This is a genomic window from Peribacillus sp. NPDC097264 (assembly GCF_050277925.1).
Classification (GTDB): domain Bacteria; phylum Bacillota; class Bacilli; order Bacillales; family DSM-1321; genus Peribacillus.
In genome coordinates this window covers 241,877-256,225 of the sequence record NZ_JBNNSR010000004.1, presented here as the reverse complement: position 1 = coordinate 256,225, position 14,349 = coordinate 241,877, and the positions used below count along the sequence as shown (strand labels likewise).

Genomic DNA, 14,349 nt, shown 5'->3' with positions numbered 1-14,349 from the left:
AAAAATGCCCAAGAAACATTGCATCACATAGTAGAGTGAAGCAATATTTCTTGGGCATTCATGAAAAAGGATATATAAAGTCCCTTCAAGTCGCGACAAGATCTATTACTCACTCATAGTCAGATTATTTACGGTAATCCGGTAGAAACTTGCAGGCCATATTCCTGCGATTATACGAGTGAAAAAAATTTATTTTTAATAATACAAGAATTATAACAATGCCTTCACAATTTGAAAAGAAAAACTTGATAAAAAAACGAACTTTAAATTAAAATGATAGTTTATCATTCGTGTTATTTGAAAATTCAAAAATATATATCTTGGAGATATCCTTTCGTATGGAATATAAATGGCAAGTTCATAAACTTCACAATACTTTCACAATACACCTTCCTTTCAAACCAACACTTTCCTTAACGTTTCAATATTCCCCTATTTCCAACTTGTTAAGACAATGATTGAACAATTTGTGAAATGAGAAAAAACAGCTACTATTCATCTGGTACTTTTGTATGATTAAGTAGCTTAGTTACTCTATTTTTTTCTAATGGGAAAGGTGTGAAAAAATGTCCGAACCTACTGGCAAGAACAAAACACAAATAAAACAAGATTCTGATTTGAAAGGCACACTCGCTTCGGTTTTACTACTTGGAATTTTTCTAATAGTGATTTGGGTCAGCATTTATTTTTTATTTACGGGTCGTTTAGGTTAAGTGAGGAGGATAAATGATGCATATGCATAAGTTTGAAAAGATTTGGCTCATTTTAGGAACGGTCGCCCTACTCATTTTCTTAACAGTTCTAGGGGTAAGTGCTTTCTATTTAGGGAACCAGCCACCAAGCTGTTTAGTAACCATCGACCCTGAAAAGGTTGATACCACTGCCCCCTTCAATGATCCCGGATTACATAAAGTAGACGGAAAGGATTGGGATTATGAATTAGTATTTGTGGCTTCGGCTTTTTCGTACAGCCCAGCAAAGGTGGAGATTCCAAAGGGGGCGACTGTCAAAATCATTGCGACAACCAAGGATGTCATCCACGGATTTGAAGTAGCCGGGACAAATGTCAATATGATGCTTGAACCTGGTTATGTCAGTGAATATACCGCTACTTTCAATAAAGTGGGGGAAAACCTAATTATATGCAATGAATACTGCGGAGTTGGTCACCATATGATGAGCTCTCAAATTGAGGTGGTTTCAAAATGACAAAAGCTATTGATAACGAAAAAATTCACCCACTTGATGCGAAGCTTTCCATGGCACATTTCTATGTTGCCATCATTGCCTTGGAACTAGGGGGCTTTGCGGGACTCCTTCAAACACTTGTACGTTCAGGCAAAGTCGAATTGCCTGCAGGAATAACCTATTATCAACTACTTACTGTCCATGGCGTTTTACTCGCACTAATTCTTACGACCTTCTTCATTTTGGGGTTTCATCTTTCAGCAGTCAGTAAAACCATAGGACCTTTAACCAAATGGGCAAGATTCTCAGGCTGGGTTGGTTTTTGGACAATGACAGTTGGAACGGCAATGGCGGCTCTTATGGTGTTATTAAACGAAGCTTCCGTCCTTTATACTTTTTATGCCCCTCTTCAAGCCCATCCTATTTTCTATGGGGGATTGACACTTGTCATCGTTGGCAGTTGGGTTAGCGGTGGCTCCCTATTGGTGACATACCATAAATGGCGGAAAAATAACAAGGGAAAATCCAGCCCCTTATTAAGTTTCATGGCTGTGGTCAATACTTTATTATGGTTCGTAGCCACGTTGGGGGTCGCTATCACCGTCTTGTTCCAGCTTCTTCCTTGGTCTTTAGGATGGGTTGATTCGATTAACATTTTAGCAAGCAGGACTTTGTTCTGGTATTTTGGTCATCCACTTGTTTATTTCTGGTTGCTACCAGCCTATATGTGCTGGTATGTAGTGATTCCTAAGATCATTGGCGGTAAAATATTTTCTGATTCATTAGCGAGGATGTCTTTTATTTTATTTCTGTTGTTCTCCATTCCTGTCGGGCTTCATCATCAATTGCTTGAGCCAGGAATAGACCCTGTTTGGAAATATATACAAGTTGTATTAACTTTCTTGGTCGTAATCCCTTCTTTAATGACTGCTTTTTCTTTATTCGGCACTTTTGAAAAATACGGACGTTCACAAAATGCTACAGGTTTATTCGGATGGTTCCTAAAACTCCCTTGGGGCGATGCCCGTTTTACCGTTCCTTTTATCGGGATGGTGGCTTTCGTCCCAGCTGGAGCCGGGGGACTTGTCAATGCATCGAACCAATTGAACCAGGTTGTTCATAATACCATATGGGTAACGGGACATTTTCATTTAACATTGGCCACTTCAGTAATTCTAACTTTTTTCGGCATTTCTTATTGGCTGGTTCCTCATTTGACTGGACGGATATTGACTAAAAAACTTAATAAATTAGCCATCATTCAAGGTATCTTTTGGGCAATCGGAATGTCCATCATGTCTGGGGCTATGCATATTGCCGGACTACTGGGTGCACCTCGTCGCTCATCTTTTTCTACTTATGGGGAGTCAGCACAGGCACTTGAGTGGATTCCTTATCAAATCGCCCAGGCAATCGGTGGAACCATACTATTTATTGGAATCGTTTTATATATTATTATTTTCATCCAATTGGCCTTCTTTGCTCCAAAGGGAAATGAAGAATTCCCAGTAGGTGAATCAAATGAGGATGCAACGATTTCTCTCGTTTTTGAAAACTGGAAATTATGGCTTGGAATAACCGCAGCACTTATTCTTTTCGCCTATACCATTCCATTTATTGATATCATTCAAAATGCCCCACCAGGTTCAAAGGGTTTTAAATTATGGTGATTAAAGAAAGCCTTGGCAAGTTGCCAAGGCTTCACTTTATCCATGTTATTTAACTTTATAAACCGCTTTATACTTTTCTTCTAGATACTCGATTAAATATTGCACATTCAAACCTTCCCCCGTTGTTTCTTTCAAAATCTCTAAGGGTTTTTTCAACTTACCGAATTTATGGACCTTTTCGTTAAGCCAATTCCTGATAGGTTCAATGTTACCTGCTTCCAAAAGTTCATTAAATTGTGGTAAATCCTGCAGCATCGCATGTTTAAATTGAGCGGCATACATATAGCCAAGTGCATAGGATGGAAAATACCCAAAACTTCCGTCAGACCAATGGACGTCTTGCAAAACACCCACTGCATCATCTTCAGGTATGATACCCAGATACTCCTCGTATTTTTTGTTCCATGCACTTGGTAAGTCCTTCACTTCAAGCTCACCATTAAAGAGAGCCTTTTCCAATTCATAGCGAATCATGATATGTAGTGGGTATGTTAACTCATCGGCTTCAATACGGATAAAAGAAGGCTTCGATTCATTAATTCCACGATAGAAATCTTCAAGTGCAACATCCGCGAACTGCTCGGGAGCAAACTCCTTTAAAAGCGAATATTGGTTTTTCCAGAAACTTAAGCTTCGGCCAATGAAGTTTTCAAAAAATAAAGATTGAGATTCATGGATTCCCATCGAAGTCCCACTATCGAGAAGTGTACCCGTTAACTCCTCAGCAATATTCTGCTCGTAAATAGCGTGGCCACACTCATGGATGGTGCCAAAAATTGCGCCTCTAAAATCACGTTCGTCATACCGGGTCGTAACACGAACGTCGCCTCTATTGATTCCAGTTGCAAATGGATGGACGGTTTCATCAAGCCTACCAGCCTTAAAATCGTACCCGATTTGTTTTAAAACTTCGTGGTTGAATTGCTGTTGTTTCCCCTTAGGAAATTCCTTATAAAGGAAATCCGTCCCGGGTTGATGCTTACTATCGGCAATTTGCTTGACCAAGGGAACGATGCTCGCCTGAAGCTCACCAAATACTCGATCTAGGATCTCAACGGTCATACCCGGTTCATACATATCTAACAAAGTATCGTATGGCTGGTCCTTGTATCCCCAATATTCAACAAATTTACGAGTATAGGCGACAACTCTCTCAAGGTAAGGTTCAAATATAGAAAAGTCCGCTTTTTCCCTTGCTTCTTCCCACGCACTTTCCGAACGGGATTGTAATATCACGAATTCCTTATATTCATCTGCTGGAATCTTATTATTTCTCTCAAAGGTTTTCTTACATTCCTGTACCATTTTCATCGTTACTTCACTAAGTTTTCGTTCTGCTTTCTCTGTTGTGAGCTCATCAATAAACCGCTTCATTTCGGAACTTGTGGTCATATTGAAAACTTCAGAGGAGAGCACCCCAATCACTTCAGATCGTTGCTCCACACCCTTTTTGGGAGCTCCCGTACGCAAGTCCCAGAATATGAGTGCAAGCGCCTCGTTATATGCCGATATTTTCTTGACGTATTCTTTAAATTCTCTTTCTACTTGCTCTACGCTACCTGTCAAATAAAACATCCCCTTTCACATTACACTTTACCATATTATACAAGGGAAAATCACATCAGAACGAATTGAATTCATAAAAGGTCCAAGGGGATTTCCCTTGGACCTTAACATGTTTTTTTATTAAAGAGATACCGGAAGGACAGAAATGATTTTTTCTTTAACTTGATTTGATAAATCATTGTCAATCAGTATTTGTACAGTTCCAGAGTCGTTGCTGGTCCGGATTAAACGTCCAATACCCTGACGTAAACGAAGAAGCATATACGGGAGGTCAACGGCTTCAAATGGATCGGTGACCGAGTTCCTCTTAGCTTCGAATACAGGATCATGTGGCGGGAATGGGAGGGAGTGTATCACTACATTCTGCAATGAATCTCCCGGAACATCCAGGCCTTCCCATAAATGATAGGAGAACAGAACGGAATGCTCTTCATCCTGAAACTTTTTAACAAGGTCGCTAATCTCCGATTCACCTTCAAAATAGAAAGGATAATCACCCTTCTTGCAGTTCTCCTTGAACCAAAGCAACTCTTCTTTTGATTGAAACAATACGAGTGTCCGTCCTTTGTTTTCCTCGATTGTTCCCATTGTATAATTGAGCTTAGCTAACCGATCTCCTTTTTCAAAGGTCGGCATGTTCATCTTCATCACTTCTTCATAATCAAATGGAGATTCAACCGAGAAGCTATCGAACTTTTTAATCCCCAAGCTATCCGCAATATATTGGAATGATTTATTATCGGATAAGGTCGCTGATGAAAAAATGTATGGAATTTTTTTCGAGAATACTTGTTCAGATAAAATATCCTGGACAAGTCTAGGCATGATGACCAACGTTTTAGTCATTTCATTTTCTTCAAACCACGAAACGGCTTGTTCATCTTTCACGAAGAGAGAAAGTGAGTATCCCAACTGTTCTAAATACTCTTCAGTGACTTTCAAATCATAGTCGTTAATCGTATACATTTCCGATTCAAAAACAAGGCTTTCTTCTAGTTCTTCCACCTTTTCATGAAGTCTTTTAGCAAAATTGGTGATTTCTTTCGACATCGGTATTTCATATCGGTTTGAACCACTTACATGAATTGCCTTTTCGTCGAGCAAATCAAAAAATTCTTCGTTGATATCAATTAAATCTTCTATGATGTACAGCGTTTCCTCACGCACTTGATTAGCTGTTAACAACTCTAAAACTGAAGCGAGGGTTTGTTCACCCACTTTATATGTCAGTGCCTTTTGTGCAGAGAATTCGAGTAAATGACCTTCGTCGAAGATTACACAACTATGTTCTGGCAATAACGGTAGTTGTCCTTCACGCTTGCGCTTATCTTTCGTCCAAACATGTTCCATGAAGAAATCATGTGAACAAATGATTAAGTCACTTGATTTCCGGTAATGATCACGGGAAAGTGTTTGTCCACAACGCTGACGTTTATCACAGGTAAAGCAATTTTGTAACTGATCCCAGCCTACTTTAGACCAATCTTCATCATTGAGGTATGGATATTGTTTACGATCCCCATAAGGCGTATAAGCATTCATGGAAGAATTGTTATGCACAAATTTAGGGAGTTCATCAAATAGCTGATCGATGCCCTCAGAATCCTCATGATTCACAGCATGATCCAGCTTTTTTAGGCATACATATTGATCGTGGTATTTCGCAAGCCTAACGTCCACTTCAATACCTAAGGCGCTCTTTATTTTTTGTATGTCGCCTTCCTCTTTAACGAGCTGTTCAATCAAAGTCTCATCAGCGCAGGAAATGATTGCCGGTTTATTGGTGTATCTGGCATAACAGATTGCATATAACAGATAAACCAATGTTTTACCCGTCCCTACCCCAGCTTCTGCGAAACTTATATTTTTTTCCTTAAAGGCCTTTTCTAGTTGAAAAGCCATGAATATTTGTTCGTCACGTAGCTCGAATCCTTTTTCGGGAAGAATATCGTAAAAAACATCACCCATCCATTCTGAAAGCTTATCATAAAAAGAATCTTCCTTTGTTACCGAAAAAGGCAGTGTTTTTAGCATCCTGGTCTCCCCTTTTATCTATCTTAAGTATATGAATTCAGGTTTTAAAATATATCTAGGCAAAAGTATATTATCCTTCAATTCCTTCACATAGTCAAGGTATTTTGTCATGGCTATTAAAAAGTTTTATGTACTATGGTGTTTATATTGCTAGGGATTGCCAAAAAACAAAAAGACAGACTCCCTAGAGAGCCTGTCTGTAAATACTATAAGGTTGAATTAAGCTTTGTTTACGTTTGATGCTTGCGGTCCGCGTTGACCTTGTTCTACATCAAATGTAACATCTTGGCCTTCTTCAAGTGTTTTGAAACCTTCTCCTTGGATAGCTGAGAAATGTACGAATACATCGTCTCCACCTTCGCGTTCGATGAATCCAAAACCTTTTTCTGCGTTAAACCATTTTACTTTACCTTGTTCCATTTTTGTTGCCTCCTAGTGTGTTTGCCACACATTATATTACTATCCTTGCTCACTGATTAATAAGGTATTCCTTAAATCTGAACAAAAATAATTCACTATCAGAATAACAGAAATGGAAGGGATAATCAAGAATAGAACCCACTTTAGATAAAATGTCCTGACTTTTCAAAATCTTATATTATATTATACCTACTTATTCGCCTCTAGGTTGTCTTGCCGGCCTTTTTCCCCAATATTGATAAAAGTCCGTCCTAATGAATCCATTGAACAGCTTCCTTTTTTTCGTAGCTGGTTTCCCATAGAACTGTTCAAAGTCCGGGTTTGAGGTAATCATGTAAATAGACCATGTATCAAGCTTTTTAAATGCCTCTCCCATCTCTTTATACATCTGCTCAACGGCTTTCTTTTCACCAAGACGTTCCCCATATGGTGGGTTCCCCACAATGACGCCATATTCCTTCCTCGTCGAGATATCCCTCACCTGCATTTGTTTGAAATCAATCAAATCTCCAAGACCTGCTTCGAAACTATTGGCTTTTGAGATTTCGACCATGCGGTGATCAATATCACATCCTGAAATATCCAAATACTGATCGTAATCAGCCAAATCCTCAGCTTCGGTTCTCGCTTCATCCCAAACCTTGCTATCCATCCAAGACCAGGTTTCGGAAATGAAGTCACGGTTAAATCCAGGAGCAATATTCTGTCCAATCAATGCCGCTTCAATAGGAATCGTCCCGGAACCACAGAATGGGTCGATGAATGGTTTATCTGGTTTCCAGTTCGTGAGCATTACCAACGCTGCCGCCAAGGTTTCTTTAAGAGGTGCTTCACCTTGCCCAGTGCGGTAGCCACGTTTATGTAATCCAGCTCCTGATGTATCTATCGTAAGTGTTACTAAATCTTTTAAAATCGATACTTCAATTTTAAATAATGGGCCTGTCTCTTCAAACCAGGAAACTTGCTTATACTTACTTTTCAATCGATCGACAATCGCTTTTTTCACGATGGCCTGACAATCAGGAACACTATACAACTGAGATTTAACTGATTTACCGCTGACTGGAAACTCAACATCTACAGATAGGTAATCTTCCCAATTCAAAGCTTTGGTTTTTTCAAACAGCTCATCAAAGGAATACGCCTTGAATTCAGCGACCTTAATTTTCACACGATCGGCACTGCGTAACCATAAATTAGAGCGGGCTATGGCCATTTGGTCCCCTTTGTACATAATTTTTCCGTTTTCAACTTCACAGTCGTAACCCAAGTCACGGACTTCCTTTGCAACAATAGATTCCAATCCCATTGCTGATGTTGCAATAATATCGAATTGTTTCATTCGTCATGCACCTTCTTTCCTATAATCAAAATCGGTTTCCACATTTCCAAAAAGTCATGCAATTCAGTAACGGGTAACGGTTTTGACAAGTAAAACCCTTGAATGATATCACACTTTTGCGTTTTCAAAAAGTCTACTTGCTTTTTAAGTTCCACGCCTTCTGCTATGATTTCCAGATTAAGCGTCTTAGCCATAGTAATAATCGCTATCACTATTGCCGAGTCATCTTTGTCATTATCTACGTTTTTAATAAAACTTTGATCGATTTTAAGAGTATCAATAGGGAATTTTCGCAAGTAACTCAATGATGAATAACCAGTCCCAAAATCATCAATGGACAATTTAAATCCTTGTTGCTTGAGTGCGACTAATTTTTTTATCGAATTCTGGGCATTAGGCATGATTATGCTTTCAGTCAATTCCAACTCCACACGATGGGGATTGATGTTAGTGTCTTGTATGAGGCCAATGACTTCTTTCGCAAAGTTTTCCTGGGTGAAATGGAATCCTGATATATTGATACTTACCTTTAAATCAGGATATCCAGAAATATGGAATTTTCTAATTTCCTCACATGCCTGTTTAATGACCCAATGGCTGATTGGGATGATCAGTCCCGTTTCTTCCGCAATAGGAATGAACTCGGCAGGAGAAACCTGTCCTAATTCAGGAACACTCCAACGCAGGAGTGCTTCCACACCCACCACTTTCCCTGTTTCAAGATGGACCTGCGGATGATAGTGAACCTGAAGCTCGTTGTTTTCGATTGCTGTATGTAGCCTATTTTCTATTGTTCTTCTCCGGGTATCATTACCCGTTTGTAAATCTTCATGATATAATTCAAAGCTATTAACCCCATTGGCCTTCGCTTTTTGTAACGATTTTTCAGCATTTATTAATAATGTTTCAACCTGTGAGCCATCAAAGGGATATAAACTAATTCCTACACTAACTGATGTATATACCTCTTCGTCATATAAATAAAAAGGCTGTTTGAGTGTTGAAATGACATCCTCAGAGACGTGGACAGCTTCTTTTACATGCTTTAAATGGGGCAAGACAATGATAAACTCGTCGCCGCCAATTCGTGCAAGCACATTTTCGTTTTTCAACATTCTCTTTATTCTTGCTGCAACTTTTTTCAGCAATAAATCCCCATATCCATGACCTAGTGTTTCATTAATCGCTTTAAATCGTGCAAGGTCTAAGTGTAACACAGCGAGTGTTTGATTGTATTTTTCAGACATTTTGATTAAGCGGCACAGCTCTTCATTCAATAAAGAACGGTTAGCCATTCCCGTCAAAGCATCATACCGAATCAATTTTTGCAGTTGATTTTCCTGATGCTTCCTATCGGTGATATCAGAAAACAACGCAACATAGTGTGTGACTTCTCCAGATTCATTCGTAATGGCAAGAATCGTTAACCACTCAAGGAAAACCTCACCATTTTTTCGTCTATTCCAGATTTCTCCGCTCCATCTTCCACATTCCCCTATCTCTTTCCACATGGCATCATAAAAATCTTTTTTATGATATCCGGATTGAAGAATATTTGGCTTTTTTCCAATTGCCTCTTCTTCTGTATATCCTGTCACGATTTGAAAGGCTGGGTTCACGGATAGAATGACACCATGCTTGTCCGTATATAAGACACTCTCTTCAATATTCATGTAAATTTTTTCAGCAAGGATCCTTTCTGTTTCTTCCCTTACCTGAAAATCATGATGATCAAAAATAACAGAGTAAAACATTTGTCCCTTTAATGAGATTCCACTAATTTTCATTTTACTTTTAAATCGCTCTCCATTTTTACGGATCATAATTGGAGAGCCAGTATAGGATTGACTACTTCGTAATTCCTTACTCATCATTTCAACCTCATGCTCACTGGCAAATAAAGAAGGAAATAAATGGCCAAATTGATTAAAATCAGAGTATCCGATAATTTTCTCCGCCGCCTTATTCCATTGGATAATTAATCCTTCTTCAGTATATACCAAAGCCCCCTCCTGCATTTGCTGCAGCATGGTATCAGCCAATGAAAACACTTCCGGAAAACCAACCTGCATATCCCTCATGTTGAAAACCTCCGATAGTACACTAGTTTATACTTCCATGATAAAGTATTTTACACACGTAGTGTTAAGAAGGGGAAATCCGACATTGTTTTGACATATTTAGATTAGATAAAATTTCATAAACAAAACAAAAACTCTCCTTTCACAAGGAGAGTTGTTCTTTAATTGTTATATGGTAACGTTCTGTAAGCCATGTTTTGTTCCTCAGTACTGCAAGCGACTTGCGTCTCGTACTTCGGCGGTAATCATCTATCTACAGAAGCGATGCTTCTGTCCTTCTCCTCGTTCAATTCCAAGGAAGAAAGCGCCCCTACCATTAATTTGGGTTTCTCGCTCGTGGGGTTTACCTCGTTCCACCCTTTGCATTTCTGCAAAGGCTCCGTCACTGTGGCACTTTTATAGGTATTCATGCCATATCCAAAAGGACTTAGGCATTTTCCCGGCCGTCAACAGTCAAAGACTGCTGCCCAAGCTTATTTTTTCGCCAGGCACGAACACTACGGGCATCTCAGCCCGTGCGAGCATGGACTTTCCTCAACTGCATAAATGCAGCAGCAATTACCCAAACGTTAACATAACATTAATGATTATAACCCATAAACAAATAAAACACAATACAATTTCAAAAAAGAAATAAAACCAAGCAATTAATCGAACAGTTTATTTCCAAAGACATGCTTTTCTAAGTTGGATAACCGTTTTAAAATATCAAAGTTTGTAGTTCCAGGAGTTGCTCCTGGAGCAGGTTGACTCGGACGTTTCGGATTCTCTTCGGTTTGTTTTTTCAATTTAAGATTTTCTTGTTTAAGATCTTCAATTTCCTGATGAAACACTTCATAATCCTTGATGATAAGATCTAGAAACTGGTCTACATCTTCAGGTTTATAACCTCGCATAGCCGTTTTAAAATCTTTTTCAAGAATATCTTTAGCCGTTAATTTTATCTTATCGGATAGCATAAGACTTCACCTCAATACTTTCGCCAATACAATCGACTTTTTATTATTTTTTCAAATCTGCTTGGATTTGTCAAACAAACACATTTTTATTTAAAATAAGGACAAATTTTTTTCGACTTGCAGGACTACCTTTTGTTTCTAATTTTCATCATAATATGATTATGCTCTGGAAACAACATTTAGTCCATGATTTATTGCTTTATGGTTTAATCGTTAGCCCAGTTATCCTCTTCCGCTACTTGCTGCAAATCGTCAAAGCTAATCTGGTAAATGGGATAGGCTAGGGATTCCGCTTTTTTCATGGCTTCATAATATGGATATTTTGCAGATCCTTCCTTTTCAGGATCGAAAACAATCAACATGGCATCACTTTTCTTGACCATGTAACGATTTTTAACTTTCAACTGCTGTGGTCCTTCATAAGGCTTCTTGAAAATTGATTCGACAAAGTCGGCACGTGTCAAAATGGAACGGTAGAAATCCTGATTCGTCTCATTCCATGACTCTTCCTGATTCAAAAAAGGAGTAAGTACACCCAATTTTAAGGAAGGGTACTCCTCTTTCACCTCGAATACCACCTCAGCCCCCCATAGCTCCGATCCTAACTGACCGGAAATGATCACCCATTCAAGTCCATCCTCGACTAAGGGAATGAGCCGTTGCCTAATCGCTTTTTTTATGTATTGTACGCCTTCATGATCATTTTTAAATATCCCTAATTCGAATGCTTTATAACCAGTTAGATACAAAACCTTCATCTAAAGACCACTCCCCCTTTCAGACATTATGTAAGAAAAATAAGGGCTTATTAGGCCCTTAATTTTTTCAGTATCCAAATTGCCTAGGTGGGCAGCAAGGATTGACTGGCGGCATACCACAAATCAAGTTTTGAGTGTAACACTCGTTCACTACAGATTGAGTATGCGGGAAATAGTGTTTATATGTGTTGCAATGTTTATTAACCGTTGTTGTATGAGATGGGTGAATAACAGGAATCACTGTATTAGATACATTTGTGTTTACGTATTGCTGAGTAGGAGATACTTGTGCCGGTGCCGTTTGCGTAGGAAGAGCCTGGGTTTGACCATGTACTGGAGAAACAGCAGTCGGATAGTGTTGCGCTCCCATCACATTGGATTGTGCCCCCATTACATTGGATTTTGCTCCCATCACATTGGATTGTGCCCCCATTACATTGGAGTGTGCTCCCATTACATTGGATTGTGCCCCCATTACATTGGAGTGTGCTCCCATTACATTGGATTGTGCCCCCATTACATTGGAGTGTGCTCCCATTACATTTGAGTGATATCCCCCACAATTACGAAAATACATATATAATTCGTCCCCTTTCATCAAGATAAGTTTTGCCTTACCATTACAGACTATGAAAAAAAGGGTAGACGTGTACTGATGAAATAACCTATTTATATCAATTAATCCAATAATCAAGGAAAATTCAAACTACCTTTCATCTTATGTGGGCAGCTTTACCTCGTGCTTTTTATAAAAAAGAATAAAAACTATCTTTTAATGATGTAAATAAAACAATCGTCAAACATAGGACAACAAAAAATAGAAATAATGTGGTTTTATACATTTCTTCGCTCCGCTTTCACTATTAAATTTATTGAACGGATGGATGTTTCTACATTCATCCTCGACGACTATCATTTTACACATTATGACTTGAGGCTACAATACTTGTTTACTACATTTTTATCACAAGAAGAATTTGGCAATTGGTAGTTACTTATTAATCATTAGAGCTTTTATTGTAGGAGTCTATTTTTTCTTTCAAGCCGCAACATCCTTTTTTCTAATTCCAAAAGTTTTTTCTCCAAGTTCAGCCTATTCCCATTGCCCATTTCCAGCATTTCTTGATATGCCTTCTTGGTGCAAGTAAGGGCAGCAGCGGGATTCTTGGATTGGTGCTCCAAAATTTTTGCGCATTCAATCTGAGCCTGAATCCTCAACCGAGGTATCCCATTTAACGCTACTTCCTTCCAGATTGTAAGTGCCTCGTCAAATTTCCCTTGTTTCTTTTTCTGAAAAGCTATTGCATGACCTGCCGAGATCCGGTCTTCCTCATTTCCGACTTCCCTTATTTTTTCATACGCCTCCACAGAGTCTTCCTTTTTCCCTAAGTAGGCGAACCAACGGGCAATCTCCAATGATTCTTCCGTATATCCGTCCATTTGTAGGATTTTTCGGGACAAGTGAATATACAAGGTGATTAGCGATAAAATATCCAATTCATTATGTTTCATGATCCCAAAAAGAATGTCCGGATTCTTCCGTTCAACAAAATCGAAATAAATCATTGGTGCCAAGTACCCTGGGATATCATCTTCGCGTTCAAACCCTAAAATGTCCGTTTCCACTGCAGATAATTTCACTCGTTCTAATTTATCTTTCCAGAGCCGTCTTGAAGCATGATATAAATCAAAGTGACCGAATTCCGGAAGCTTCGGGACATGTTCCTTTATCAAGGTATGCCTTGTTTTTAACTGTGGCCAGTCAAATGCCTTTCCATTATACGTAACAAGTGTTTCATAATTGATGTTCTCAAGAAAGCTTTGGTAAAGCGGGACCTCACTACCAGGCTGGGGCAGGATATGCTGTTTGACGACGACTTCATCCCCTTCAAAATAAGCGTAACCCAGTAAAAAGATGGTGTTGCCTGCCCCACCACCTAGTCCTGTCGTTTCCGTATCAAAGAAAAAGAGATCTTCGCCCTTAATCCCTTTAGCAGACAAGGGGTGCTCTACAGAAGATTGATTCCATGCCTTTACTATCCCCTTCAACTCCAGGAACGAATACAAACCATGTTTATGTTCCAAGGGATAACGAACTTCACGGACGAAGCAATAATCTCCATCAAAATGGTAGGCACTCGTGTCATTTCCAAGCCACTTTTCAAGAAATGGAATGTCAGTTTTCACCATGTCGTCGCATTCCTTTATCAGTGGTTGTCTATCTTGTGTTTCATGGTTCATATGGGTCTTCAGGCGATTCAGTTTATTTTTCAATGACAAAAAGCTACACCTCTATTCATGTAATCCGGCCATTGAATGGTTTTACCGAAA

11 protein-coding genes, 1 other RNA gene and 1 riboswitch are annotated in these 14,349 nt (G+C 39.0%); of the genes, 2 read left to right on the top strand and 10 right to left on the bottom strand.

The genetic code is table 11. The features are described 5' to 3' along the window. Positions 1-96: 96 nt before the first annotated feature. A riboswitch (purine riboswitch) is annotated at positions 97-198 on the bottom strand. A gap of 531 nt (positions 199-729) precedes the next feature. Continuing rightward, complete coding sequence (locus ACQKL0_RS08345; RefSeq protein WP_402869078.1) at positions 730-1,209, top strand: cytochrome c oxidase subunit II; 480 nt, start codon at positions 730-732, stop codon at positions 1,207-1,209. Further along, positions 1,206-2,858 (top strand): b(o/a)3-type cytochrome-c oxidase subunit 1, encoded by a 1,653-nt coding sequence (locus ACQKL0_RS08340; protein WP_427686952.1) that lies wholly within the window; start codon positions 1,206-1,208, stop codon positions 2,856-2,858. Before ACQKL0_RS08345 ends, ACQKL0_RS08340 begins: the two co-directional genes overlap by 4 nt. 45 nt (positions 2,859-2,903) lie before the next feature. On the opposite strand, the gene ACQKL0_RS08335 is transcribed toward ACQKL0_RS08340, so the two are convergent. The 10 genes from ACQKL0_RS08335 to ACQKL0_RS08290 form a co-directional block, all read right to left on the bottom strand. Further along, entirely contained in the window at positions 2,904-4,424 is a 1,521-nt protein-coding gene (locus ACQKL0_RS08335) for a carboxypeptidase M32 (protein WP_427686950.1), read from the bottom strand. A gap of 120 nt (positions 4,425-4,544) precedes the next feature. Then, entirely contained in the window at positions 4,545-6,458 is a 1,914-nt protein-coding gene (locus tag ACQKL0_RS08330) for an ATP-dependent DNA helicase (protein WP_402869084.1), read from the bottom strand. 219 nt (positions 6,459-6,677) lie between these two features. Then, positions 6,678-6,878: a cold-shock protein gene (locus ACQKL0_RS08325; protein ID WP_034307871.1), complete on the bottom strand. Its 201-nt coding sequence runs from the start codon at positions 6,876-6,878 to the stop codon at positions 6,678-6,680. A gap of 193 nt (positions 6,879-7,071) precedes the next feature. Then, positions 7,072-8,220 carry a THUMP domain-containing class I SAM-dependent RNA methyltransferase gene (locus ACQKL0_RS08320; protein WP_402869085.1) on the bottom strand — a complete coding sequence of 383 codons (1,149 nt, stop codon included), beginning with the start codon at positions 8,218-8,220 and terminating at the stop codon, positions 7,072-7,074. Continuing rightward, positions 8,217-10,301, bottom strand: a complete 2,085-nt coding sequence (locus ACQKL0_RS08315; RefSeq protein ID WP_427686947.1) for a sensor domain-containing protein — start codon at positions 10,299-10,301, stop codon at positions 8,217-8,219. Before ACQKL0_RS08315 ends, ACQKL0_RS08320 begins: the two co-directional genes overlap by 4 nt. A gap of 181 nt (positions 10,302-10,482) precedes the next feature. Beyond that, positions 10,483-10,871: RNase P RNA component class B (rnpB, locus tag ACQKL0_RS08310), an RNA gene on the bottom strand. A gap of 77 nt (positions 10,872-10,948) precedes the next feature. After that, complete coding sequence (gpsB, locus tag ACQKL0_RS08305; protein ID WP_402869090.1) at positions 10,949-11,260, bottom strand: cell division regulator GpsB; 312 nt, start codon at positions 11,258-11,260, stop codon at positions 10,949-10,951. A gap of 206 nt (positions 11,261-11,466) precedes the next feature. Then, positions 11,467-12,018 (bottom strand): DUF1273 domain-containing protein, encoded by a 552-nt coding sequence (locus tag ACQKL0_RS08300; RefSeq protein WP_402869092.1) that lies wholly within the window; start codon positions 12,016-12,018, stop codon positions 11,467-11,469. A gap of 67 nt (positions 12,019-12,085) precedes the next feature. Beyond that, positions 12,086-12,595 carry a CotD family spore coat protein gene (locus ACQKL0_RS08295; protein WP_427686945.1) on the bottom strand — a complete coding sequence of 170 codons (510 nt, stop codon included), beginning with the start codon at positions 12,593-12,595 and terminating at the stop codon, positions 12,086-12,088. A 437-nt stretch (positions 12,596-13,032) separates the two neighbouring features. Then, complete coding sequence (locus ACQKL0_RS08290; protein ID WP_403079395.1) at positions 13,033-14,298, bottom strand: ribonuclease H-like domain-containing protein; 1,266 nt, start codon at positions 14,296-14,298, stop codon at positions 13,033-13,035. Positions 14,299-14,349: the final 51 nt, after the last annotated feature.

Excerpts from the sequence above, each read along its gene's own strand:
- ACQKL0_RS08345 (WP_402869078.1), top strand. The coding sequence starts at position 730 with ATGCATATGCATAAGTTTGAAAAGATTTGGCTCATTTTAGGAACGGTC.
- ACQKL0_RS08340 (WP_427686952.1), top strand. The coding sequence starts at position 1,206 with ATGACAAAAGCTATTGATAACGAAAAAATTCACCCACTTGATGCGAAG.
- ACQKL0_RS08330 (WP_402869084.1), bottom strand. The coding sequence starts at position 6,458 with ATGCTAAAAACACTGCCTTTTTCGGTAACAAAGGAAGATTCTTTTTAT.
- ACQKL0_RS08325 (WP_034307871.1), bottom strand. The coding sequence starts at position 6,878 with ATGGAACAAGGTAAAGTAAAATGGTTTAACGCAGAAAAAGGTTTTGGA.
- ACQKL0_RS08320 (WP_402869085.1), bottom strand. The coding sequence starts at position 8,220 with ATGAAACAATTCGATATTATTGCAACATCAGCAATGGGATTGGAATCT.
- ACQKL0_RS08315 (WP_427686947.1), bottom strand. The coding sequence starts at position 10,301 with ATGAGGGATATGCAGGTTGGTTTTCCGGAAGTGTTTTCATTGGCTGAT.
- gpsB (WP_402869090.1), bottom strand. The coding sequence starts at position 11,260 with ATGCTATCCGATAAGATAAAATTAACGGCTAAAGATATTCTTGAAAAA.
- ACQKL0_RS08300 (WP_402869092.1), bottom strand. The coding sequence starts at position 12,018 with ATGAAGGTTTTGTATCTAACTGGTTATAAAGCATTCGAATTAGGGATA.
- ACQKL0_RS08295 (WP_427686945.1), bottom strand. The coding sequence starts at position 12,595 with ATGTATTTTCGTAATTGTGGGGGATATCACTCAAATGTAATGGGAGCA.